At 64.0% G+C, this 22,807-nt stretch carries 22 protein-coding genes; 18 read left to right on the top strand and 4 right to left on the bottom strand.

Annotated elements, in window-relative coordinates; genetic code table 11:
* The 6 genes from dnaA to ACH196_RS35350 form a co-directional block, all read left to right on the top strand.
* A partial coding sequence (dnaA, locus tag ACH196_RS35375) for a chromosomal replication initiator protein DnaA (RefSeq protein ID WP_396651516.1) occupies window positions 1-1,173 on the top strand: 1,173 nt, incomplete at its 5' end.
* Window positions 1,174-1,359: 186 nt separating this feature from the next.
* On the top strand, window positions 1,360-2,478 hold the full coding sequence (dnaN, locus tag ACH196_RS35370; protein ID WP_396651515.1) for a DNA polymerase III subunit beta: 1,119 nt from the start codon (window positions 1,360-1,362) through the stop codon (window positions 2,476-2,478).
* Window positions 2,479-2,644: 166 nt separating this feature from the next.
* Window positions 2,645-3,790 (top strand): DNA replication/repair protein RecF, encoded by a 1,146-nt coding sequence (recF, locus tag ACH196_RS35365; protein WP_396651514.1) that lies wholly within the window; start codon window positions 2,645-2,647, stop codon window positions 3,788-3,790.
* Window positions 3,791-3,883: 93 nt separating this feature from the next.
* Window positions 3,884-5,473, top strand: a complete 1,590-nt coding sequence (gene lnt / locus ACH196_RS35360) for an apolipoprotein N-acyltransferase (protein WP_396651513.1) — start codon at window positions 3,884-3,886, stop codon at window positions 5,471-5,473.
* 117 nt (window positions 5,474-5,590) lie between these two features.
* Window positions 5,591-6,010, top strand: a complete 420-nt coding sequence (locus ACH196_RS35355) for a helix-turn-helix domain-containing protein (protein ID WP_396651512.1) — start codon at window positions 5,591-5,593, stop codon at window positions 6,008-6,010.
* A gap of 143 nt (window positions 6,011-6,153) precedes the next feature.
* Window positions 6,154-6,582 (top strand): hypothetical protein, encoded by a 429-nt coding sequence (locus tag ACH196_RS35350; protein ID WP_396651511.1) that lies wholly within the window; start codon window positions 6,154-6,156, stop codon window positions 6,580-6,582.
* 165 nt (window positions 6,583-6,747) lie between these two features.
* Here the strand turns inward: ACH196_RS35350 and ACH196_RS35345 are convergent, their stop codons facing one another.
* The gene (locus tag ACH196_RS35345; protein ID WP_396651510.1) at window positions 6,748-8,787 is read right to left on the bottom strand and encodes a calcium-binding protein; all 2,040 of its coding nucleotides are present in this window, start codon (window positions 8,785-8,787) and stop codon (window positions 6,748-6,750) included.
* Window positions 8,788-9,117: 330 nt separating this feature from the next.
* Between ACH196_RS35345 and metK the strand changes: the two genes are divergently transcribed.
* Window positions 9,118-10,383, top strand: a complete 1,266-nt coding sequence (gene metK, locus ACH196_RS35340; RefSeq protein WP_396651509.1) for a methionine adenosyltransferase — start codon at window positions 9,118-9,120, stop codon at window positions 10,381-10,383.
* A gap of 22 nt (window positions 10,384-10,405) precedes the next feature.
* Window positions 10,406-11,107 carry a tRNA (guanine(46)-N(7))-methyltransferase TrmB gene (locus ACH196_RS35335; RefSeq protein ID WP_396651508.1) on the top strand — a complete coding sequence of 234 codons (702 nt, stop codon included), beginning with the start codon at window positions 10,406-10,408 and terminating at the stop codon, window positions 11,105-11,107.
* Between the two features lie 434 nt (window positions 11,108-11,541).
* Here the strand turns inward: ACH196_RS35335 and ACH196_RS35330 are convergent, their stop codons facing one another.
* Together ACH196_RS35330 and ACH196_RS35325 are read right to left on the bottom strand one after the other, a co-directional pair.
* Window positions 11,542-12,960 (bottom strand): sensor histidine kinase N-terminal domain-containing protein, encoded by a 1,419-nt coding sequence (locus ACH196_RS35330; protein ID WP_396651507.1) that lies wholly within the window; start codon window positions 12,958-12,960, stop codon window positions 11,542-11,544.
* Window positions 12,957-13,634 (bottom strand): response regulator transcription factor, encoded by a 678-nt coding sequence (locus ACH196_RS35325; protein ID WP_396651506.1) that lies wholly within the window; start codon window positions 13,632-13,634, stop codon window positions 12,957-12,959. Before ACH196_RS35325 ends, ACH196_RS35330 begins: the two co-directional genes overlap by 4 nt.
* Window positions 13,635-13,708: 74 nt before the next feature.
* Here ACH196_RS35325 and ACH196_RS35320 point away from each other — a divergent pair, with 74 nt between their 5' ends.
* From ACH196_RS35320 to ACH196_RS35305, 4 genes are all read left to right on the top strand, one after another.
* Complete coding sequence (locus ACH196_RS35320; RefSeq protein ID WP_396651517.1) at window positions 13,709-14,776, top strand: ABC transporter substrate-binding protein; 1,068 nt, start codon at window positions 13,709-13,711, stop codon at window positions 14,774-14,776.
* A 317-nt stretch (window positions 14,777-15,093) separates the two neighbouring features.
* Window positions 15,094-16,038, top strand: a complete 945-nt coding sequence (locus ACH196_RS35315; protein WP_396651505.1) for a Bug family tripartite tricarboxylate transporter substrate binding protein — start codon at window positions 15,094-15,096, stop codon at window positions 16,036-16,038.
* A complete protein-coding gene (locus tag ACH196_RS35310; protein WP_396651504.1) occupies window positions 16,035-16,520 on the top strand; it encodes a tripartite tricarboxylate transporter TctB family protein in 486 nt (161 codons plus the stop codon). Before ACH196_RS35315 ends, ACH196_RS35310 begins: the two co-directional genes overlap by 4 nt.
* An 8-nt stretch (window positions 16,521-16,528) precedes the next feature.
* Window positions 16,529-18,073 carry a tripartite tricarboxylate transporter permease gene (locus ACH196_RS35305; RefSeq protein WP_396651503.1) on the top strand — a complete coding sequence of 515 codons (1,545 nt, stop codon included), beginning with the start codon at window positions 16,529-16,531 and terminating at the stop codon, window positions 18,071-18,073.
* A gap of 29 nt (window positions 18,074-18,102) precedes the next feature.
* Here the strand turns inward: ACH196_RS35305 and ACH196_RS35300 are convergent, their stop codons facing one another.
* Complete coding sequence (locus ACH196_RS35300; RefSeq protein ID WP_396651502.1) at window positions 18,103-18,255, bottom strand: hypothetical protein; 153 nt, start codon at window positions 18,253-18,255, stop codon at window positions 18,103-18,105.
* Between the two features lie 160 nt (window positions 18,256-18,415).
* Here ACH196_RS35300 and ACH196_RS35295 point away from each other — a divergent pair, with 160 nt between their 5' ends.
* The 6 genes from ACH196_RS35295 to ACH196_RS35270 all read left to right on the top strand — a co-directional run.
* Window positions 18,416-19,057: a DUF433 domain-containing protein gene (locus ACH196_RS35295; RefSeq protein WP_396651501.1), complete on the top strand. Its 642-nt coding sequence runs from the start codon at window positions 18,416-18,418 to the stop codon at window positions 19,055-19,057.
* A 3-nt stretch (window positions 19,058-19,060) separates the two neighbouring features.
* Window positions 19,061-19,390 (top strand): DUF5615 family PIN-like protein, encoded by a 330-nt coding sequence (locus ACH196_RS35290; RefSeq protein WP_396651500.1) that lies wholly within the window; start codon window positions 19,061-19,063, stop codon window positions 19,388-19,390.
* A 145-nt stretch (window positions 19,391-19,535) separates the two neighbouring features.
* A complete protein-coding gene (rimP, locus tag ACH196_RS35285) occupies window positions 19,536-20,156 on the top strand; it encodes a ribosome maturation factor RimP (protein WP_396651499.1) in 621 nt (206 codons plus the stop codon).
* A 37-nt stretch (window positions 20,157-20,193) separates the two neighbouring features.
* The gene (gene nusA, locus ACH196_RS35280; RefSeq protein WP_396651498.1) at window positions 20,194-21,783 is read left to right on the top strand and encodes a transcription termination factor NusA; all 1,590 of its coding nucleotides are present in this window, start codon (window positions 20,194-20,196) and stop codon (window positions 21,781-21,783) included.
* Window positions 21,784-21,812: 29 nt separating this feature from the next.
* Window positions 21,813-22,463, top strand: coding sequence for an RNA-binding protein (locus ACH196_RS35275; RefSeq protein WP_396651497.1), 651 nt, complete (start codon window positions 21,813-21,815; stop codon window positions 22,461-22,463).
* The coding region (locus tag ACH196_RS35270) for a translation initiation factor IF-2 associated domain-containing protein (protein WP_396651496.1) at window positions 22,460-22,807 on the top strand (348 nt) is incomplete at its 3' end. The genes ACH196_RS35275 and ACH196_RS35270, both read left to right, overlap by 4 nt.

The following is a 22,807-nucleotide window of genomic DNA, read 5'->3' as shown; positions in this document are numbered from 1 at the left end:
GATGCGCGCGGCCCGCGCAAGGCGGCCCGCCCCGCCTTCGCGACGCTGACGGCGGGCGCGACCGGCCTGAACGTCATGGATCGCGACGCCGGCAAGCGCACCGCGCCCGTCGAAGGCGAGGCCAGGAGCAGCGTGCTCGGCTCGCCGCTCGATCCGCGCTATACTTTCGAGTCCTTCGTGGAAGGCCCGTCAAACCGCGTCGCGCTCGCGGCGGCCAAGGCCGTGGCGGAATCGGCGTCACGCTTCAACCCGCTGTTCTTGCACGCGTCGGTCGGCCTCGGCAAAACGCATCTGCTGCAGGCGATCGCCGCGGAAGCTGTCCGCCAGAACGGCAAGTCGCGTGTCGTCTATCTCACGGCGGAATATTTCATGTGGCGCTTCGCCACCGCCATCCGCGACAACAATGCGCTGACGCTGAAGGAGCAGTTGCGCGACATCGATCTTCTGATCATCGACGACATGCAGTTCCTGCAAGGCAAGTCGATCCAGAACGAATTCTGCCACCTGATCAACATGCTGCTCGACAGCGCCAAGCAGGTCGTGGTCGCGGCCGACCGTCCTCCGGCGGAGCTGGAATCGCTGGAGCCGCGCGTCCGCTCGCGGCTGATCGGCGGGGTGGCGCTCGAAATGTCGGCACCGGACTTCGCCATGCGCCTCGGCATGCTGAAGCTCAGGCTCGCTGCGGCCAAGGCGGAAGACCCGGCGGTCGACATCGCCGACGACGTGCTCGACCACATCGCGCGCACGGTCACCGGCAGCGGCCGCGAACTTGAAGGCGCCTTCAACCAGCTTCTGTTCCGCCAAAGCTTCGAGCCGAACATCTCGATCGATCAGATCGACGACATACTGCGCCATATGTACCGTTCGAGCGAGCCGAAGCGGCCGCGCATCGAGGATATCCAGCGCATCGTGGCGCGCCACTACAACGTGTCGAAGACCGAGCTTCTGTCCAACCGGCGCACCCGCACCATCGTCAAGCCGCGGCAGGTCGCCATGTATCTTGCCAAGGTCATGACTCCGCGCTCGCTGCCGGAGATCGGAAGAAGGTTCGGCGGGCGCGACCACACCACCGTGCTGCATGCGGTGCGTAAGATCGAGGGCTTGTCCGGTGACGACAACTCGCTTGCCCAGGAACTGGAGCTGCTCAGGCGGCTGATCAGCGACCAGGCGTGACCGGTTCGGCCCGTTATCCGGGCAAGGTTTTCCACAGCGCCCGCGGATCGGCCTGCAAGCCGGTTCGCGGGCTTGCCTTTGCAGGCCTTTTGCTGTCAGTTTGAGGCAGATTCCCGCCGAAGTCGGGTGGCGCGGGTGATATTTCCACCGACGTTTCGTCTATAGAAAATTCGAGCTTGTTTCGTCATGCGTGTAATCCTCGAACGCTCCAACCTCCTGAAGTCCCTTAACCACGTGCATCGCGTGGTCGAACGGCGCAATACGATCCCGATCCTCTCCAACGTCATGCTGGTGACCGAAGGCAACAGCCTGGAGATGAAGGCGACCGACCTGGATCTTGAGATCACCGAGGCGACCCCGGCGCAGGTCGAGCGCGCCGGCGGCACCACCGTTCCCGCGCATCTGCTCTACGAGATCGTGCGCAAACTGCCGGAGGGGGCGGAGGTCATGCTGCGCACCGACGATGACGGCAATGCCATGACGGTGGCGGCAGGCCGCTCCAGCTTCCGCCTGCAATGCCTGCCGCAGTCCGACTTCCCGCAGCTCACCGCCGGCTCGTTCAGCCACATCTTCCGGCTGGATGCCGCGGCATTGAAGAAGCTGATCGACAAGACGCAGTTCGCCATCTCCACGGAAGAGACGCGCTATTACCTGAACGGCATCTATCTGCACGCCGTCGAGGCCGGCGGCAAGCTGAAGCTGCGCTCGGTGGCCACCGACGGCCACCGCTTGGCGCGCGCCGAGATGGACGCGCCGGCGGGCTCGGAAGGCATGCCCGGCATCATCATCCCGCGCAAGACCGTCAACGAATTGCAGAAACTGGTCGACGTGCCCGACGTCGCCGTCGCCACCGAACTCTCCGACACGAAGATCCGCTTCACCATCGGCGGCGTGGTCCTCACCTCGAAGCTGATCGACGGCACCTTCCCTGACTACCAGCGGGTCATCCCGACCGGCAACGACAAGCGCCTGCTCATCGACCGCGAGACGTTTGCCCGCGCCGTGGATCGTGTGTCGACGGTTTCGTCCGAGAGGGGCCGCGCGGTAAAACTGTCGATCGGCGACGGACAGGTAACGCTTGCGGTCAACAATCCGGATTCCGGCAGCGCCACCGAGGAACTGGCGGCCGACTATTCGTCCGACCCGATGGAGATCGGCTTCAACGCAAAATACCTGCTCGATGTCGCCGCCCAGCTCGGCGGCGAGAATGCGCGCTTCATGCTGGCCGATTCCGGCTCGCCGACGCTGATCCACGACACGGCCGACGAGGATACGCTCTACGTCCTCATGCCGATGCGCGTCTGAGCCGGATCAGCCGCCAAGAGGCTGTTTGAAAATGGATCAGGGCGCGGCGGAAACGGTGTTCTGCGAGCACCGAAGCGGAGCGTACATTTGGGTACGTGAGCATCGGAGCGCAGCAGAACGCCGTTTGCAGCCCGCCCTCATCCATTTTCCAGACAGCCTCTAGCCGATGTCCGATCAACCGGCGCGGGTCCGCCTGACCAGGCTGCGCCTGACCAATTTCCGCAACTACGCGGCGCTCGACCTGCCGCTGCAGCCGCGCCCCATCGTGTTCGCCGGCGACAATGGCGCGGGCAAGACCAACCTGCTCGAAGCGATCTCGCTGCTGGCGCCCGGCCGCGGCCTGCGTCGTGCAACCTATGAGGAGATCGCGCGCGAGGGAAGCGAAGGCGGCTTCGCCGTGCATGCGACGCTGGACGGAGCCTTCGGCACGGTCGAGATCGGCACGGGAACGGCGGGATACAGCGCGCCGGACGGTACTCGCCGCACCCGCATCAACGGCGCGGCCGCCAAATCCGCCGAGGCGATGCTCGAATGGGTGCGCGTCGTCTGGCTGACGCCGGCCATGGACGCGCTGTTCACCGGGCCGGCGGCAGACCGCCGGCGCTTCCTCGACCGACTGGTGCTGGCGATCGATCCCGGCCATGGCCAGCGTGCGCTCGACTACGAGAAGGCGATGCGTGGCCGCAACCGCCTGCTGGCGGAAGACAGAAGTGACCATGGCTGGCTCGCCGCGATCGAGGCGCAAATGGCCGAGACCGGCGTGGCAATCGCCGCCGCGCGCGTGGAACTCCTGCGGCTGCTCGCCGCGATGATCGAGCGCATGCCCGGCGACGGGCCGTTCCCGCAGGCCGACATCGCGCTGTCCGGCACGGTCGAAGGCGCCATCGCAAAGAGCTCCGCCACCGAGGTCGAGGAAATCTATCGCCGCAGGCTCGCCGAAGGCCGCGCCGCCGACCGTGCGTCGGGACGCACGCTGGAGGGGCCGCACCGCGCGGACCTCCTGGTGCGCCATCGGCCGAAGGACATGGCGGCGGAATATTGCTCCACCGGCGAGCAGAAGGCGCTGCTGGTCGGCATCGTGCTTTCGCATGCGCGCCTTGCCGGCGAGATTTCCGGCCAGGTGCCGCTGGTGCTGCTCGACGAGATCGCCGCCCATCTCGACCAGCGCCGTCGCGCAGCACTTTTCTCGATCCTCGAGGACATAGGCTGCCAGGCCTTCATGACCGGCACGGAGGCTGCTTTGTTTTTCAGCCTGGCCGGCAAGGCGCAGTTCCTGACGGTCGACAAGGGCCGGGTTTTCGAGGCCGGGTGATGGCAGGGCGCGGGCCTGTAAATCTTTGGGCGTTCGCGCCGCGCCCCCCATGCTGTTAAATCTGTGCGGGGTGATTCGCGACGGGGACCGCGCATGGAGCGCCTGACTGGGCGTATAATCTTGCTTTGGGGCTGGCGCCGAGCCGTGACGGCGTTTCTCGCCGGCGCACTCGCCGTGCTTGCACAGGCACCCTACGATTTCTTCGCCGTCGGCTTCGTATCCTTCCCGATCCTTGTCTGGCTGCTCGACGGCGCGACCGCACCGGCCATGTCGGGGGTGCTGCGCCGCTTCCGCCCGGCCTTTGCGGTCGGCTGGTGGTTCGGCTTCGGCTATTTCCTTGCCGGCCTGTGGTGGATCGGCAGCGCGCTCCTGGTCGAGGCCGACAGCTTTGCCTGGGCTCTGCCCTTCGCGGTCCTCGGCGTGCCGGTCATGCTCGCCTTCTTCTACGGCTTCGCTACGGCGCTGGCGCGCCTTCTGTGGAGCGACGGCATCGGCCGCATCGCAGCCCTCGCCTTCGGCTTCGGCATCGCCGAATGGCTGCGAACCTTCCTGTTCACAGGCTTTCCGTGGAACGCGATCGGCTATGCGGCGATGCCCGTCCCGGCCCTGATGCAGAGCGTCTCCGTCGTCGGCCTGGTCGGCATGAACGCGCTGGCCGTCTTCGTGTTCGCCATGCCTGCGCTTCTGTCGGACAGCCGACATCGCCGTCTCGGGCTGGTGCTGGCGGCAATTCTGTGTGTCCTGCATGCCGGCTTCGGCTGGTACCGCCTGTCCCGCCCGGCCGGCGAGGGCGAACGCAAGCTCACGGTGCGCATCGTCCAGCCCGCGGTCGACATGTCGCGGAAATGGAACCCCGCTGAAGAGGCAAAAGTATTCGACGACCTCATGCGCCTCAGCGCCGAGGCGCCGGCGGAAGGCCACGCGAAACCGCAGCTCATCCTTTGGCCGGAAACCTCCGTTCCCTTCCTGTTAACCGACCGCCCAGACGCGCTGGCCGCCATCGGCGCCATGCTGACCGAAGGCCAGATGCTGCTGGCCGGAGCGGTTCGCTCCGAAGGCGACGGGAAGCAAACAGCAACGATCTATTACAATTCGGTGGTCGCCATCGACGCCGGCGGAGAAATCGTGAATGCGGTGGACAAGATTCACCTCGTGCCGTTCGGTGAATACCTGCCGTTTTCGAACCTTCTCGACCGTATAGGGCTGAAGCAGATCGTCGCTGGACCGATGGACTTTGAGCCAGGAACTCTTCGCAAGCCCATCGACCTGCCCGGCGGCATCCTTGCGACACCATTTATTTGCTATGAAATCATCTTTCCGCAGCTTGTCGCTATTGACGTTGCAACAAGTGACATTATTGTGAACGTTACCAACGACGCATGGTTTGGAAATACGCCTGGTCCCTACCAGCATTTCCGTCAGGCGCAGGTCCGAGCCGTCGAGACAGGACTGCCAGTCGTGCGTGCTGCAAATACGGGCATATCCGGTGCCATCGACCACCAAGGTCGCGTGATCGATGCGTTGGCTATCGACGCGCATGCTTATTTCGATGTCGATCTTCCGGTGCCGGCTGGAGGCAGCCGGCGGGTATTGCCGTACGGTATGATCGGCCTCGCCATTGTGGGCCTGTTCGGGCTCATTTCGGCCGCGGCCATGGCTGTGCGGCGAGTCAAGCCGAATTGACAGAGTGTATATTAGCAACTCATATTGTAAGAAGTCCGTCATGGCTTTTTCCGGCATGCCATGCTCCGGAAGGGAACCTGCCATAAGCACAAAAAGCCGAAGAACGGCGAGGAAAAGATGAACGGCAAAGAGAACAAGAAAAAACCGAATCCGACAGACATCCATGTCGGCAGCCGGATTCGCCTTCGCAGGAACATGCTCGGCATGAGCCAGGAAAAGCTGGGCGAAACGCTCGGCATAACTTTCCAGCAGATCCAGAAATACGAGAAGGGCACCAACCGCGTCGGCGCAAGCCGACTTCAGGCGATCTCCGAAATCCTCGGCGTGCCGGTGTCCTTCCTGTTCGAGGATGCGCCCGGGCACGAAAGCGCGGCACGGGGTTTTGCCGAGGACAGTGTGGCGTCGCTCGCGCTGGACTTCGCCACCAGCACGGAGGGCCTGCAGCTAAACCGCGCCTTCGTGCGGATCAGCGACCCTAAGATCCGGCGCAAGATCATCGAACTGGTCAAGGCGCTGGCGGCGGACGAGCCCGAGTAGCGGGCCAAGCAGGCGGCAGGGATCGGACCATCCGCACGGCTCTGGCGGCGCGCGGATCACGCGCGGTGACCGTCCCGCGCGGTGGACAAACAGCTTCTCACGCACCTATCCTCCTTGCCGCTGCAAGCGGCGAGGAGGGGGTTTTGAAGATCGTAATGACGCCGTTGGTATTTCGGCAATTGGTCGTGGCGAACCTTGTCGTTCCGTTCGTCGGCCTCGCCGTCGAGATCGCACGCTCACCGGGTACGCCGAATGCCGAGCCTTTCACGATGTCCCAGGGTATCCTCGTGGGGATATTCCTGCTGCTCATCGTGGCTCTGGTCGCCATGACGATCGGCCTTTGCCTTTTCACCCGATGGTCCAGACCCGCGGCTCTATGGCTGACGGTAGCCGGACTTGCCATGTCTGTTTTCACCGACAATTCCCATCCAACTGCTCCCCTCGCGGAAGCGATCTACGAGCTTTCGACTCTACTGACTGGCGCGGTACTCGCAGCCGCCTATTGGTCACCGGTCAGCCGGCTGTTCGAGCCGGGAAGCGCCGAACAAGATTTGGCGGACGTGTTCAGCTAGCGGGTGGCCAAGGCGTGTTCGGCCAATTCAGGAACGCACAAAACGGTTCTCGCCAGAGGCCCGCTGGCTCGTCCGCAATAGGGTTGCGGACTCTCTAAAGGGACGCCAAGCTATCGATAAGGCTGGGTATCGATATCTTGAAGTGGCCGTCGGCTTGCCCGTTGTTCAGACCACCACAAACTCGGCCGCCGTGATCGAAGGTGCTCCCACCAACCAAGCGAACTGGATGGCGGCAGTCGCTCCATTGCCGTCGGCATCATAAAAAAGGGCGCCGCTCGTGGAATCGTAGATGATCCGGTCGTCTGCGTCTCCGGCGGTTCCGCCAGCGTTGGCCCTGAATGCGCTTGCCGCCAGCGTGCCGGCCGGCAACGCCGAGAAGATGCGCGCCTCCAGTCGGATCGTGTCGTCCGCTGCGTTAAAGTCGGTGATCATGTCAACATTGGCGCTGGCGTTCAGCGCCGAACTGAACACAAAGATGTCCTGGCCGTCTCCGCCCGTCAACGTGTCGTAGCCGTAATAGCCGCGCAGCGTATCGTTCCCGCCGCCGCCGTCGATGACGTTGGCAAAACCGTCGCCGGCCAGCGAGTCCCCATGGTCGGATCCGCGAAGGTTGTCGATCAGGTAGTAGATATCGCCCGCCGCATCGCCGGTATTGTTCGCGCGATTCTGCAGATTGGCCACAACTTTCGCCGTCGCTGTCTCGTAGGACGCGGTATCGGTGCCGCCATCGTCCGTGCCGGTGCGCGCAAAACCCCGCAGCGTGTCCGCTCCGGCGCCGCCGCACAGAACGTCGTCTCCACCTGAACCTTCGAGGTAATCGTCGCCTTCGCCGCCATCCAGGACGTCGTTTCCGATGCCGCCGTTCAGACCGTCATCGCCCGCGTCGCCGAACAGCGTGTCGGCGCCCGCCTGGCCATACAACTTGTTGGCGTTGCCGTCGCCATGGAACGTGTCGGCAAAGTACGTACCATACAGGTCTTCAATTCCTACCAGTATGTCGCCCGCCGCCGAGCCGGCGTTGATCGAGGAATCGACGAGAGAGACGACGGCGCCGCTGCCCATATTGTCGTAGTCGACCCGGTCGCGGCCTCCTCCGCCATCCATCTGGTCAGCCCCGCTTTCGCCGACGAGAATGTCGTTGCCACCGCCACCGGATAGCACGTCATTCCCCCCGCCGCCGTACAACCAGTTGGCGTTGCCGTCGCCATAGAACTTGTCGCGAGAGTTGGAACCGTGCAGGCCCTCGATGCCGATCAGCACATCGCCCCTGGCCTCGCCGGTGTTGATCGACTGATCGGCGAGTGAGACGACGACACCCACGGGGGAATTGTCGTAACTGGCGATGTCATCATCGCCTGCGCCGCCATCTATCTGGTCGGCTCCCTGTCCGCCGCGGAAGGTGTCATCGCCGCCGCCGCCGGAGAGTATGTCGTTCCCGTCTCCGCCGGATATGACATCCCCGAAGTCGCCGCCGATGATCCGGTCATTTCCCGCTTCTCCGCGGAGAGAATTGAAGCCGCTGCCGCCGACGATCAGATTGACGCCATCATTGCCGATCAAGGTATCGTTGTAATCCGATCCGATAACGTTCTCGATGGAGTTGTAGGTGTCGACGAACGAGCCATGCGTGCCCCAGAGGGTCATCAACTGGATCCAGACGCCCGTAGCCGAATCCGCGTAGGACACCGTGTCCCGGCCAAGACCGCCACTGAGATAGTTCGAGCCTTCGCCACCGCTCAGCACGTCGTCGCCGTCCCCGCCGGCCAGCGTGTCATCGCCCGCGCTGCCGATCAGGAAGTCGTTCCCCTCTCCACCGCGCAACTTGTCGGCCTGAGCCGATCCGAAGACGACATCCGACCCGGCCGTTCCGGTATAGTCGGCCGCCACGTCAAACAAGGTTACGGTAAAATCACTTGTCAGCGCAGCGCCGCCGATATTGTCGTTCAGATAGTAGGAGCCGCTGGTCGTGACGCCCGACGCGAGTGTTGCATTGAACTGGAGGTCCATCGGCCTGTCCAGCGTCTGATGGACATATCCGCTGAACGCCCCGAGTTCGGCGCCGATCTCGCCATCCCATACATAATAGCCAAGTTCTTCGTCCAGATATCCCGTCAGATAGTAGGAAAAGGACAGCGTGACTTGGTCGCCGCTACGCTCGATTGTGAAATCCGGTGAGACGCCGGAAATGAATTCGCTGATAAGCATGAATACCCTCCCAGGAACTTCTCATTATGGTAGCAGTTCATAGATTTTTCGACAACTGTCGCGAGAATGCATTCAGCGAAAAAGACACTTATCAAGTGCACATTGTGAATGTAGCCGGTTCGCAGCGACGCTTTGGCCGCATGCCGTGGTTTTTTGCGGCGGATCGCCGGAAAGGCGGGGTGGCGATCTTGTTCAAGCCGAGTCAAGGCATCAAATTTCAAGCTGGCTCCCTCCGCCAACTCCACGCGGGCTTGACGCCTTGCGTCCCGCTTCGCTATCGGGTTGCGGCTTCGGCATCCTGCCGGACCGGCCTTTCAAGAGGGGACACCCGTGGCGCGCCAGAACTATCTCTTTACCTCGGAATCGGTTTCGGAAGGGCATCCCGACAAGGTATGCGACCGTATCTCCGACGAAATCGTCGACCTGGTCTACCGCGAGGCCAAGAAGTCGGGCATGGACGCCTGGGACGTGCGCGTCGCCTGCGAGACGCTGGCCACCACCAATCGCGTCGTTATCGCCGGCGAGGTGCGCGTGCCGAAGTCGCTGCTCAAGCAGGACAAGGACGGCAACGTGCTTGAGGACGCCAAGGAATTCCCGATCATCAACCCGTCGAAATTCAAGTCGGTCGCCCGCAAGGCGATCCGCGCCATCGGCTACGAGCAGAGCGGCTTTCACTGGAAGACCGCCAAGATCGACGTGCTGCTGCACGGCCAGTCGGCCGACATCGCCCAGGGCGTCGACAATGCCGCCGACAAGCAAGGTGAAGAGGGCGCCGGCGACCAGGGCATCATGTTCGGCTACGCCTGCAAGGAAACGCCGGACCTGATGCCGGCGCCGATCTACTATTCGCACAAGATTCTTGAACTGCTGGCCGCCGCCCGCCACGCCGGCAAGGGCGAGGTCGGAAAACTCGGCCCCGACGCCAAGAGCCAGGTGACCGTGCGCTACGAGAACGGCAAGGCCGCGGAAGCCACCCAGATCGTGCTCTCCACCCAGCACATGGACGGGAGCTGGGATTCCAAGAAGGTGCGCCAGGTCGTCGAACCCTACATCCGCGAGGCGCTCGGCGACTTGAAGATCGCCGACGACTGCAACTGGTACATCAACCCGACCGGAAAATTCGTGATCGGCGGCCCGGACGGCGACGCCGGCCTCACCGGCCGAAAAATCATCGTCGACACCTATGGCGGCGCGGCCCCGCATGGCGGCGGCGCCTTCTCCGGCAAGGACACCACCAAGGTCGACCGCTCGGCCGCATATGCGGCGCGTTACCTCGCCAAGAACGTTGTTGCAGCCGGCCTTGCCGACCGCTGCACCATCCAGCTCTCCTACGCCATCGGCGTCGCCCAGCCGCTGTCGATCTATGTCGACCTGCACGGCACCGGCAAGGTCGATGAGGCGAAGCTGGAGAACGCGCTGCGCCATGTCATGGACCTGTCGCCGTCCGGCATCCGCAAGCACCTGGATCTCAACAAGCCGATCTACGCCAAAACCTCGTCCTACGGCCATTTCGGCCGTAAGCCCGGCCGCGACGGTTCCTTCTCCTGGGAGAAGACCGACCTGGCGAAAGCGCTCAAGCAGGCGCTCGCAGCCTGACAGCAGACCAGAGCTGAATGAGATGACCGGCCCCGAAAGGCCGAGCCGCTCCACCGAAGGGTTCTTCGGAAGGCGGCGCGGCCGGCCTGTTGGTTCGCAACAGGCCGTCGCGCTCAGCGAAGGCCTGGAACGCTACCGGCTCGATCTTTCCGTCCCCTGCCCCGCCGAGCCGGCCACGCTCTTTCCAATACCGGTTTCGGCGATCCGCCTGGAGATCGGTTTTGGCGGCGGGGAACATCTCCTCCATGCTGCAGCCGCCGAACCGGGCGTCGGCTTCATTGGCGTCGAACCGTTCGTCAACAGCATGGCGAAATTACTGGCGCGGGTCGAGGCGGAGCCCCGGCCGAATCTGCGCGTCTATGACGACGACGCCATCCGGGTTCTCGACTGGCTGCCGCCCGCCTGCCTCGACCGCATCGATCTTTTCTACCCGGACCCCTGGCCGAAGAAAAAACACTGGAAGCGGCGTTTCGTCAGCCGCGTCAATCTCGACCGCTTCGCTCGGGTACTGAAAAGCGGCGCATTGTTCCGCTTCGCCTCCGACATCGACACCTATGTCAACTGGACCTTGCAGCACTGCCGGGCGCATCCGGATTTTTCCTGGCTGGCAACCGAAGCTGCCGACTGGCACCAGCCTTTTGCCGGCTGGCCGGGCACCCGGTACGAGGCGAAGGCACTCCGCGAGAACCGACGGCCGGCCTATCTGAGTTTTCGTCGAACTTAATTCATCTGCGTTGGGTTTGTCGGGTCCGAACAAATCCGGCAGCAACTCCTACCAGCGGTGACAGCGCTGACCTTTGTCCTAGCGAAACACCCCCACTCCGGCCCTACGGGCCACCTCTCCCCCTTTCAGGGGTAGAGGAAGCCAAGCTGGAAAAAGCGCCGGCATAACGGCAGCGCCTTTCCTCTACCCCTCTTAGGGGGAGGGGTGGCCCGAAGGGCCGGAGTGGGGGCGCTTCGCCGGTCAAAAATTCATGCCCCTTGGCATCAGGACGCCAGGGAAGACCGTCTCGTGCGGTCTGCAGGGCCATTGGCGTGGTTCGCCGGGGTTCTAGCACGGTCCGCCTGACTACTTTGGCGATTCGTTCGCGATAAACGCATGAATTCGCTATGTTTCAAGGGCCTGACATGAGTTCCGAAACCCCGCCGCCGGGGTTGCTAGGACAGGCGGTCGGCGCTCGGGATGCTCTCCGAAAAGGCCTGCGGAAACAACACTTTGACGCTCAGGCCCTTGCCACCTGCGGCCTGCGACAGGGTGAGCGTGCCGCCGAACAGCGTCGCGATTTCCTCGACGATCGGCAGGCCGAGGCCGGCTCCCGGTTTTGCCTTGCCGCCCCCCCTGGCAAAGCGCTTTCGCACCAGCACGATCTCTTCCGCCGTCAGCCCCGGCCCGTTGTCCTCGATCTCCAGAAGCACGCCATCGTCGCGCTCAACGCGCACCGTCACCTCGGCGCCGGGCCCGGCGTAAGTTATTGCATTGTCGATCAGATTCCGGATCAGCTCGCCGATCAGCAGCGCATCGGCGCGGACCAACAGCGGCTCGCCACCCTCGAAGCCGAGGTCGATGCCGGTGGCATTCGCCCGCATGATCTGATCGGCTGTGATGTCATGGGCAAGTGCTGTAATATCGAATGAATCCAATGCTTTGAGTTTTTCCGACGTCGCCTCGTCGATCTTCGCCAGCAGCAGCAACTGTGCCAAAATGCGCTCGGCATGCGCGACCGCCTCGTCTCCGGCCCGCGCCGCCTCGCGCGCCTCGTCCAGCGAGCCAGCACGTCCCGCCAAGGCAAGCTGGGTACGAACGATCGCCATTGGCGTCCGAAGCTGGTGGCTGGCATTGCCTGTAAAATGCCGCATCGCGTCCAGCGCTGAATTCAGTCGCGCCATGAAGGAGTTGACCGTGTCGACCAAGCCGCGGACCTCCTGCGGAACCACCTGCTCGATCGGTTTAAGATCGTCCGGACTGCGCTCCGCAATCGCATCCCGCAGCCGGTAGAGCGGTCGCAGCGAAGCGGTGACCGCGAACCAGACAATCAGCGCCGCACCTGCAATCAGCGTCGCCAGGCGCAGCGTCGAGCGCAGCAGGATCGCCTGTGCGAGTTGGGTCCGCGCGATGGTTGTTTCCGCCACCGTGACCACGAAGGGAACCGAGCCGACGCCGGTGGAAGCGGAGCGCGCCAGCACCGCCAGCCGGATCGGGTCTCCCCGAAACGTCGAATCGGCGTAAACTGTTGTTTCTCTTGCGACGCCCTCGACGGTCGGCAAGGTCTCGTAGCCGGTAATGAAGGTGCCTGGCGGCCCGTCGACGCGATAAAAGACCCGGTCCTGCGCGGCCGAGGTCAACATTTCCAGAGCGACATAGGGGATGTCGACCTCCAGCGCCTCGTCCTCGCCGACGACGACGCGCTCGGCAATCGCCAGCGCCGAGCCGGCAAGCACCCGGTCGGACACCGTGTTGGCCGTGACCACCGCTTCGCGATAAGTGTCGGCGAGCGCCAAAAGGCCGGCCAGCACCAACGGCACGAGCAGCCAGGCGAGCAGCCTGCGGCGGAGCGAATAGGCGGCGGACGGCCTCATTCCGCCGGTTTCGACCGTTCGAGGTAATAACCGATGCCGCGCGCCGTCCTGACCGTAAGCCCATATGGCGCCAGCCTTTTTCGCAAGCGGCTGACATATTGCTCGATGGCGTTGGCGCTCAGGTCGTCGTCGAAACCGGCAAGCGACTCGATGATCGCCTGCTTGGGCACCACCTTTCCCGAGCGCAGGAACAGCGTCTCCAGCAATGTCCGCTCGCGCGCCGGAAGGTCGATCGGCGTGCCGCCCGCCGAAAACGAGCGCGCGTTGAGATCCAGGGTTATCTCTCCAACCGAGACGGTGGTCGCCTTGAGCCCGACCCGCCGTCGCAGCAGCATGCGGACGCGGGCCTCCAGTTCATCCACGTCGAAGGGTTTTGTCATGTAGTCGTCGGCCCCAAGGTCGAGGCCGCGCACCCGGTCGTCCAGTTGCCCTCGCGCGGAAAGAATCAGCACGCTGGCACCGTTCTGGCGGGCGCGAAGCGCGCGCAACACGTCGAGGCCGTCCATGTCCGGCAGATTCAAGTCGAGAATGACCAGATCGAAGCGCTCCGCCGCCAGCACGGCCATCGCGGCCGCGCCGTCGCCCACAGCGTCCACCGCGTAGCCGCCGCCCTTGAGCACGGTCACCAGGCCGCGCGTCAGTGCCGGATTATCCTCGACCACGAGAATGCGCATCGTGCCCTCCGTTGCGTACCTTAGCCAGCCATGAGAAGGTTGTGAACAATGCCGCCCTGATGCATGGTTCGCCCATGCGCGTCCTTGCCGGCATCGCCGCACTTCTTGCCTTTTGCACGCCGGCTTTCGCCGAGGCGTTGGTGTTTCCGGCGCTCAGCGGCGAGGCGGGCGCGCGCACTCTCACCGTCTATTCGTCGCTGGATATGCCGATCGCCAGGCCGATGATCGCCGGCTTCCAGAAGGCCAATCCCGATATCGCCGTGCGCTACGAGGAACTGCTGACGTCCGACATCTACGACCGCATCGTCGCGGAAACCGATGCGGGAAAAGGCACCGCCGACTTCGCCTTCTCCTCGGCGATGGACCTGCAGATCAAGCTCGCCAATGACGGCTACGCGCAGCCGAGCGACCTTGCGATGAGCGCGCGCTGGCCGCGCTGGGCGAACTGGCGCAACACCGCCTATGCGCTGACCTTCGAGCCGGCCGTCTTCGTCTATCACAAGCCAAGCTTTCGCGACGCGCCGCCACCGGCAACGCGCGGCCAGTTCGTGGACTATCTGAAGGCGCAGGGCGACCAAGTGTTCGGCCGCATCGCCACATACGATATCGAGCGGTCGGGTGTCGGCTTCATGTTCCTGTCGCGCGACCAGGAGCAGTTTCCCGACATCTGGTCGGTGGTGCGCGCCATGGGCGGGGCGGGCGTAAAGCTCTACTCCACCAGTTCAGCCATCCTCGAGCGCATCGCCGACGGCCGCTTCGTGCTCGGCTACAACATACTCGGCTCCTATGCCGCCGACTGGGCCGCCCACAATCCGGATGTCGGCATCGTGCTGCCGAAGGACTATACGATCGTCATGTCACGCATCGGCCTGGTGCCGAAGGCGGCCAATGCACCCGACCTCGGCCGCAAATATCTCGACTATTTCATGTCGGATGAAGGCCAGAGCATCATGGCGCGCGAATTGCAGATCGCGGCGGTCAACCCCGACGTTTCCGGCGACAATACCGCCAACTCCATGCAGGCGTCGATGGGCGCGCAATTGCGGCCGGTTCCGGTGACGCCGGGGCTCATGGTCTATCTCGACCAGGTAAAGCGCACGCGGCTGATCAAGCGCTGGAACGAGTCGCTGCGCGAACAGTAGAAATGGCAGGCGATGTCGGGCATGATATCTTCACGGTGTCAGTTAAATGACAGCTTGACGCTATAACGTGACCTCTATGCGGCCGTGGAGGCGGCAGGCTGAGGGGTCTGCGGCAACTATTCGACGGCGCAGGGAGTTCGGGAGGACTTCGGACAATCGATCGCGGGCAAGGCCCGGCAAGCGGAACCGGCGCAGGACGCCGACATCGTTCCATTCCATCCATGGAGCGTGACCGTACGGGCCGGGCAACAGCCGCAAAAACGCCATTTCGGCGCGGCCGCGCATCGCGGTCACGCAACACCAAGGAGGAAATTTTCGTGAAACATTTCGTCTACGCAACGCTTCTGACCGGGCTTCTCGCCCTGCCGGCGCAGGCCGCGGACTACAAGATCCTGGCGCCCGCCGCTCCCGGCGGCGGCTGGGACCAGACGGCGCGCTCGATGCAGGCCGCGCTTCAGGACGAAGGCATTTCCGGCAACGTGCAGGTCACCAACGTGCCCGGCGCCGGCGGCACGATCGGCCTCGCCCAGTTCGTCAACCAGGCGAACGGTGACCCGACCCAGCTCATCGTCGGCGGCTACGTCATGGTCGGCGCCATCTTGACCAACGCCTCGCCCGTCACGCTCGAGCAAGTCACTCCGATCGCTCGCCTGACCGGCGAATATGAAGCGATCGTCGTACCAGCCGCCTCCGACATCAAGGACATGGCCGGCCTCGTCGAGAAGCTGAAGGCCGATCCGGGCGCGGTCTCCTGGGGCGGCGGCTCGGCCGGCGGCACCGACCACATCACGGCCGGCCTGATCGCCAAGGCGGTCGGCGTCGACCCGACCAAGGTCAACTACATCGCCTTCTCCGGCGGCGGCGAAGCGCTGGCCGCCATCCTCGGCAACCAGGTGACCGTCGGCATCTCCGGCTACGGCGAATTCGCCGAGCAGGTGAAGGCCGGCACGCTGCGCCTCATCGGCATCTCCAGCGACCAGCGCATCGCCGGCATCGACGCGCCGACCTTCAAGGAAGGCGGCGTCGACGTGTCGATCCAGAACTGGCGCATGGTCGCCGCCGCACCCGGCATTTCCGCCGAGCAGAAGGCCGCGATCCTGGCCGACATCGAGAAGCTGAACGGCTCCGCCGCCTGGACGAAGACGCTGGCCGACAAGGGCTGGGCCAACACCTATCTCGCCGGCGACGCCTTCTCCGAGCAGTTGAAGAAGGACACCGAGGCCACGGGCGCGATCCTCAAGGACATCGGCCTGGTGAAATGAGCCTCGGTGGCAAACCGCAAGAAGAGCGCCGCCCCGACCGGGCGGCGCTCGTCATTGCCATAGTTCTGGTCCTTGCCGGGCTCGGCATGGGCTGGGGAACATGGTCCGCCGGCGGCGTCTCCATGTACACGCCGGTCGGGCCGAAGACCGTGCCTTATATCATCGCCGGCGCGCTTGTCCTGCTTGGCATCCTGACAGCGATTGCGGCCATACGCGGCGATTTCCCCGAGCGCGAGCGGCAGGACTTTCCGCCCATGCTGTGGATCATCGGCGGGCTCGCGGTGCAGTTGCTGACGATGAAGAGCATCGGCTTCTCCATTGCCACCGGCCTGCTTTTCGCCGCCACGGCGAAAGGCTTCGGCAAGGGGCCGCTGTGGAAGACGATTCCCATCGGCATTGTCTTTTCCTTCGTGGTTTGGCTGCTTTTCGCCAAGGGCCTGCAGCTCACCCTGCCCGCCGGCCCGCTTGAACGGCTTTTCTAGGGGTCGGCATGAACACGTTCGAGTTGCTTGCGCAGGGACTGCTCACGGCCCTACAATGGCACAACCTGCTCTACGCGCTGATCGGCGTGACGCTAGGCACCGCTGTCGGCGTGCTGCCCGGCATCGGACCGGCGCTGACCGTGGCGCTGCTCTTGCCCGTCACCTACAAGCTCGACCCCGCCGGCTCGCTGATCATGTTCGCCGGCATCTATTATGGCGGCATGTATGGCGGCTCGACCACCTCCATCCTGCTCAACACGCCGGGCGAAAGCGCCTCAATCGTCACCGCGCTGGAAGGCAACAAGATGGCGCGGGCCGGGCGCGGCGGGCCGGCGCTGGCGACGGCCGCGATCGGCTCCTTCGTCGCCGGCCTGCTCGCGACCCTGGGGCTGGCCTTCATCGCGCCTTCGGTGGTGAAATTCGCGCTGTCCTTCGGCCCCTCCGAATATTTTGCCCTCATGCTGCTGGCGTTCATGACGGTGTCGGCCGCCTTCGGCGATTCGACGCTGCGCGGCCTGACCTCGCTGGTCATCGGCCTGGCGCTCGGCCTGATCGGCATCGACCAGTTGACGGGCCAGGCGCGGCTGACCATGGGCCTGCCGAACCTGTTCGACGGCATTTCGGTGACGACGCTCGCCGTTGCCCTGTTCGCCATCGGCGAGACTCTCGCGGTCGTCGCAACGCATGCTTTCGGCGGCGAGAAGGTCGAGGCGATCAAGGGCTCGGTGATGATGAGCCGCGAGGACTGGAAACGCTCCTGGGTGCCGTGGCTGCGCGGCACGGCGATCGGTTTTCCGATCGGCGCGATGCCGGCCGGCGGTGCCGACGTATCATCCTTCCTGTCCTATTCGGCGGAGCGGAATTTTTCGAAACATCCGGAGGAATTCGGCAAGGGCGCGATCGAGGGCGTGGCTGGGCCGGAAGCCGCCAACAATGCGTCCGCCGCAGGAACGCTGGTGCCGCTGCTGACGCTCGGTCTGCCGACCACGGCGACCGCCGCGATTATGCTCGCCGGCTTCCAGCAGTTCGGGCTTCAGCCCGGCCCGTTGCTGTTTGTCACCAATGCGCCGCTGGTCTGGGGGCTGATCGCCAGCCTGCTGGTCGCCAATTTCATGCTGCTGGTGCTGAACCTGCCGCTGATCGGACTGTGGGTGAAGCTGCTCACCATCCCGCGCCCGTGGCTCTACGCCGGCATCCTGGTGTTCGCCACGCTCGGCACAATCGGCGCCGATGGCTCCACATCCTACATAGGGCCGGTGCCGATCTCGTTCGGCCTTGGATTGCTGCTCGCCTTCGGCGTGCTGGGCTACCTGCTGCGGCGATTCGGTTATCCGATCGCGCCGGTCGTCGTCGGCCTGATCCTCGGGCCGATGGCCGAGAAGAGCCTGAGGCAGGCTTTGCAGATCAGCCAGGGCGACCCAATGACGCTATTCCATTCCTGGATCGCGATCGTGCTCTGGGTGCTGGCGCTGACGGCAGTGCTGTTGCCGCTCTATCTCCGCTACCGCGGCAAGGGCAAAGTGCTGACGCAATTCGGCACGGACGAGGACTGATCCTCGCCGGACCTTGCGGAAAAAGTCCGTTACTGGCGAATCTGGCGGAAACGCTCGGGATCGATGCCCAGCGTGCGCAGGTCGCGCGCCTTGGGCTGGCGGCGGGCTTCGACGGCGGAAGCGGCGGCGATGGCGCTGCCGAAGATGTCAAACAGTTCGCCGATCTTGGTGCGGGTCGACATTGTCTTGTCCTTTCGCATTGTGCGATGCAGCAAAGATAGGTGTTGTCGACCGAAGATTTGAGTGGTGATTCCGCAGGCCAGCTATGCGGTCAATGCAGCCGCCACCGTGAAATTTACATCCGGAGGTAAATGAGGTAAATTCCGGTCCATGGAGACCTCCGTGAGAAAGAAGCGCATCGTCGCGTCCGCCGTTGAAGCGGCGGAGGGTATTGCTGGCTACTTCCAAAGCGTCGGGAGCCATCCGGCTCTTGCCGCTCGTCTGAGCAGGCACCCGGCTTGGTACGCGGTCAGGAATGCGGCTGGCGAATGGATGTTCGGGCCGAGCAAATTCGTCGGCTATCGCGGTATGAACGCCGAAGATTACCTTGTCAGCGGCTACGACCGAAAAGACGGGCGCGAGACCGAACCGACACTCGCCGCATGGTTCGATGAAGTCGAGGCCGATACCGTGCTGGGAATGGAACTACGCGATGCATTCGCGCGCTTTGCCGCGAATATGGGTAAGACGCCTAACAAGCGGTGGCGCGTCAGCGTGCTGCGAACGGAGCTTCGGGCACGAAGTGCAGCACCACCTATCGACTCGATATCGGATCGTATCGACTTTCACCCGGATATCTGCGGCGGGAGACCCCGGATCAAGGGCACGCGGATTCGTGTTTCGGATATCGTGTCGGCGCTGGGCACCGGCGAGACGATTGCGGAAATCCTGGAAGATTTTCCTTATCTGACGGAGGCCGATATCTATGCGGCGCTCGACTATGCGGCCAAGGCGACCGATCACCGCGTCCTTCGCGCGGCGTAGCCCTTGATATTCCTCGTCGATGCGCAGTTGCCGCGAGGCCTGGCGGCGCGTCTGGCCTCAGCGGGACATCAGGCAGTGCATGTTTTCGATGTGTTGACGCCTGACGCCTCGGACTTGGAGATCGCGCTGGAAGCCAATCGCCGAAAAGCAATTGTGATCAGCAAGGATGAGGACTTTGTCGCCCTCTCGATACGCGGTGTTCTCGCAGGTCCACTCCTTTGGGTCCGATGTGGCAACATGACGACATCGCGCCTTTGGCGGATAATCGAGCCGCTGCTTCCCACAGCCGATAAGGCATTCGCGGCCGGTGAGCGCGTCGTCGAGATCAGGTAGTCGGACGCTGCCCGATTGCGACGATCCCCAGCCTTGCACATTGGCTCGATTGGGATTATATCGACATCAAATTCTTGGTCGGTATGACGAAGAGTGGGTCCACCCGGTCCCGCTCTTTTTTATTACCCGGACCGCTGGAGACTGAATGACGGCCGAACAAGGCGAACGTCCGATGGACGACCGCATCATCCGCGAGAGCGGCACCGAAGCGCGGGTGGCGACGATCATCGCGCCGGTGCTGCGCGCGACCGGTTTTCGCCTCGTGCGCGTCCGCCTGCTCGGCCAGAACGGCCTGACCTTGCAGATCATGGCCGAACGCGAGGACGGCACCATGACCGTCGAGGATTGCGAAGAGGTCAGCCGCGCGATTTCGCCGGCGCTGGACGTGGATGATCCGATCGACAAGGCGTATCATCTGGAAGTCTCGTCGCCCGGCATCGACCGGCCGCTGGTGCGCAAGTCGGATTTCGTCGCCTGGACCGGACATCAGGTGAAGATGGAAACCTCTGTTCTTGTCGCCGAGCGCAAGCGCTTCAAGGGCAAGATCGCCGAGGCGGGCGAGGCCGATGTGCTGATCGAGCGGGACATGCCCGCCTATGGCGTCGAGCCGACGGTGCGGGTGCCCTACGAGGCGATCGGCGAGGCGCGGCTGGTGCTGACCGACGACCTCATCCGCGACGCGCTGTCGAAGGACAACCGGGCCCGCAAGGAGGCGCGCAAGCGCCGCGGCGAGACCGACGAAGAAGATACAACGGAAAGTGAATGAGCGCCCGGCATAGCCGGCGAAGTTCAGGGAGATAAAAATGGTAGTCAGTGCGAACAGGCTCGAGCTGCTGCAGATCGCCGATGCGGTTGCGCGCGAGAAGTCGATCGACAAGTCCATCGTGATCGCCGCAATGGCGGACGCGATCCAGAAGGCGGCGCGCTCGCGCTATGGCCAGGAAACCAACATCCGCGCCGACATCAACGCCAACACCGGCGAGATGAAGCTGCAGCGGCTGATGGAAGTGGTGGAAAAGGTCGAGGACTACGCGACGCAGATCGCGCTCTCCTCGGCCCGTGAGCGCAACCCCGACGCGGAACTTGGTGATTTCATCGCCGAGCAGCTTCCGCCGATGGATTTCGGCCGCATCGCCGCCCAGTCGGCCAAGCAGGTCATCGTCCAGAAGGTTCGCGAGGCCGAGCGCGACCGGCAGTTCGACGAATACAAGGACCGCATCGGCGAGATCGTCAACGGCACGGTGAAGCGCGTCGAATACGGCAACGTCATCGTCGACCTCGGCCGTGGCGAGGCGATCATCCGCCGCGACGAGCTGATCCCGCGCGAGAACTACAAATACGGCGACCGCGTGCGCGCCTATGTCTACGACGTGCGGCGCGAGCAGCGCGGCCCGCAGATTTTCCTCAGCCGCACCCATCCGCAGTTCATGGCAAAACTGTTCACCATGGAAGTGCCGGAAATCTACGACGGCATCATCGAGATCAAGTCGGTCGCCCGCGACCCGGGCTCGCGCGCCAAGATCGCCGTGATCTCGCGCGATTCGTCTATCGATCCGGTTGGCGCCTGCGTCGGCATGCGCGGTTCGCGCGTGCAGGCGGTGGTGGCCGAGCTGCAGGGCGAGAAGATCGACATCATCCCGTGGTCGCCGTCGGCCGCCTCCTTCATCGTCAACGCCTTGCAGCCGGCCGAAGTTGCCAAGGTGGTGCTCGACGAGGACGCCGAGCGCATCGAGGTCGTGGTTCCCGACGACCAGTTGTCGCTGGCCATCGGCCGCCGCGGCCAGAACGTCCGCCTCGCCTCGCAGCTCACCGGCTGGGACATCGACATCCTGACCGAGCAGGAAGAATCGGAGCGCCGCCAGAAGGAATTCGTCGAACGCTCCAACCTGTTCATGCAGGCGCTGAACGTCGACGAGATGGTCGGCCAGGTGCTGGCCTCCGAAGGTTTTACCTCGGTCGAGGAAGTGGCCTATGTCGATGCCGACGAGATCTCATCGATCGACGGCTTCGACGAGGATACCGCCAGCGAGATCCAGTCGCGCGCTCGCGAATATCTCGAGAAGATCGAGGCCGAGCATGACGAGAAGCGCAAGCAGCTTGGCGTCAAGGACGAGCTGCGCGAGATTCCCGGCATGACCACGGCGATGATGGTGACGCTCGGCGAGGATGGCGTGAAGACGGTCGAGGATTTTGCCGGCTATGCCGTCGACGACCTCGTCGGCTGGAAAGAGCGCAAGGACGGCGAGACCAAGATGTTCCCAGGCGTACTTGCCAGCCACGAAGTGTCGCGCGCCGATGCCGAGCAGATGGTGCTCGCGGCGCGGCTGAAGGCCGGATGGATCACCGAGGACGAGCTCGTCGCCGAAGAAGCCGCCGAGCCGGCGGATGCGTGAGGTGACCCATCGCCAGTCCCCTCGACGAGATGAACGATCGCACCTGCATCGTTTCGCGCGAACGGCGCGAGCCGGATGAACTGATCCGGTTCGTCGTCGGTCCCGACGGCGCGGTCGTTCCTGACCTCAAGAGAAAACTGCCCGGCCGCGGTTGCTGGGTGAGCGCCGACCGCCTACATGTAGAGAAGGCCGTCGCGAAGAATGCGTTCGCGCGTGCCTTCAAGCGGCAGGTCGACGTTTCTCCTCACCTTGCGGACCAGATCGACCAGATCATGGTGAAATCCGCGCTGGGCGCCGTCGGGCTGGCACGCAAGGCTGGAGCGGTTGCATTGGGCGCCGCGAAGGTCGACAATGCGGTGCGCAGCGGCGAAGCGCTCTGCGTGCTCCATGCCATGGACGCCTCGCAGGACGGTGTCCGCAAGATTACCCAGGCCAGAAGGGCGACAGCCCATCTCGGCGGGCCGGAAATCCACGCCTATAAACTTTTTTCGGAAGCCGAATTGAGTTTGGCATTGGGCGGGACAAATGTGATACATGCTGCCGTTCTCGCGCAGGAGGCGGGAAAGGCGGCAGAAAAGCGTCTCGTGGCGCTCGACCGCTACCGGGGCGGCTCCCCGGAAGATCAGGCGATGTTTGCGGCGATCGCCGAAGACGAGACAGCCGCAGAGGATATGGAATGAGCGATACGAAATCCGGCGACGACAATACGTTGACCGTCAACACCAAGAAGACGCTGAGCCTCAAGCCGGCCGGCGTCACGCAGGGCATCGTGCGCCAGAATTTCTCGCATGGCCGCACCAAGCAGGTCGTCGTCGAGACCAAGAAGCGCAAGTTCTCGATGCCTGGCGATCGCCCGGAGCCCGCGCAGGCACCGGTGTTGACGCCGCGTCCGCCGCAGCAGGCCCCTGCTCCGGCCCCCACCGCCGCGCCACAGCCCACGGTCGCGCGGCCGCAGCCAACTCCGCAACCCGCCGTGGTGGCTAGGCCGCAGCCAACGCCTGCGCCGGCGCCAAAGCCGCAGGCG

This window comes from Mesorhizobium sp. IMUNJ 23232, from assembly GCF_044326205.1.
GTDB lineage: Bacteria > Pseudomonadota > Alphaproteobacteria > Rhizobiales > Rhizobiaceae > Kumtagia.
This window is presented reverse-complemented; position numbering and strand designations above follow the sequence as displayed.

Excerpts from the sequence above, each read along its gene's own strand:
- dnaN (WP_396651515.1), top strand. The coding sequence starts at position 1,360 with ATGCGTGTAATCCTCGAACGCTCCAACCTCCTGAAGTCCCTTAACCAC.
- recF (WP_396651514.1), top strand. The coding sequence starts at position 2,645 with ATGTCCGATCAACCGGCGCGGGTCCGCCTGACCAGGCTGCGCCTGACC.
- lnt (WP_396651513.1), top strand. The coding sequence starts at position 3,884 with ATGGAGCGCCTGACTGGGCGTATAATCTTGCTTTGGGGCTGGCGCCGA.
- ACH196_RS35355 (WP_396651512.1), top strand. The coding sequence starts at position 5,591 with ATGAACGGCAAAGAGAACAAGAAAAAACCGAATCCGACAGACATCCAT.
- ACH196_RS35345 (WP_396651510.1), bottom strand. The coding sequence starts at position 8,787 with ATGCTTATCAGCGAATTCATTTCCGGCGTCTCACCGGATTTCACAATC.
- ACH196_RS35335 (WP_396651508.1), top strand. The coding sequence starts at position 10,406 with ATGACCGGCCCCGAAAGGCCGAGCCGCTCCACCGAAGGGTTCTTCGGA.
- ACH196_RS35330 (WP_396651507.1), bottom strand. The coding sequence starts at position 12,960 with ATGAGGCCGTCCGCCGCCTATTCGCTCCGCCGCAGGCTGCTCGCCTGG.
- ACH196_RS35325 (WP_396651506.1), bottom strand. The coding sequence starts at position 13,634 with ATGCGCATTCTCGTGGTCGAGGATAATCCGGCACTGACGCGCGGCCTG.
- ACH196_RS35320 (WP_396651517.1), top strand. The coding sequence starts at position 13,709 with ATGCGCGTCCTTGCCGGCATCGCCGCACTTCTTGCCTTTTGCACGCCG.
- ACH196_RS35310 (WP_396651504.1), top strand. The coding sequence starts at position 16,035 with ATGAGCCTCGGTGGCAAACCGCAAGAAGAGCGCCGCCCCGACCGGGCG.
- ACH196_RS35305 (WP_396651503.1), top strand. The coding sequence starts at position 16,529 with ATGAACACGTTCGAGTTGCTTGCGCAGGGACTGCTCACGGCCCTACAA.
- ACH196_RS35300 (WP_396651502.1), bottom strand. The coding sequence starts at position 18,255 with ATGTCGACCCGCACCAAGATCGGCGAACTGTTTGACATCTTCGGCAGC.
- rimP (WP_396651499.1), top strand. The coding sequence starts at position 19,536 with ATGACGGCCGAACAAGGCGAACGTCCGATGGACGACCGCATCATCCGC.
- nusA (WP_396651498.1), top strand. The coding sequence starts at position 20,194 with ATGGTAGTCAGTGCGAACAGGCTCGAGCTGCTGCAGATCGCCGATGCG.
- ACH196_RS35275 (WP_396651497.1), top strand. The coding sequence starts at position 21,813 with ATGAACGATCGCACCTGCATCGTTTCGCGCGAACGGCGCGAGCCGGAT.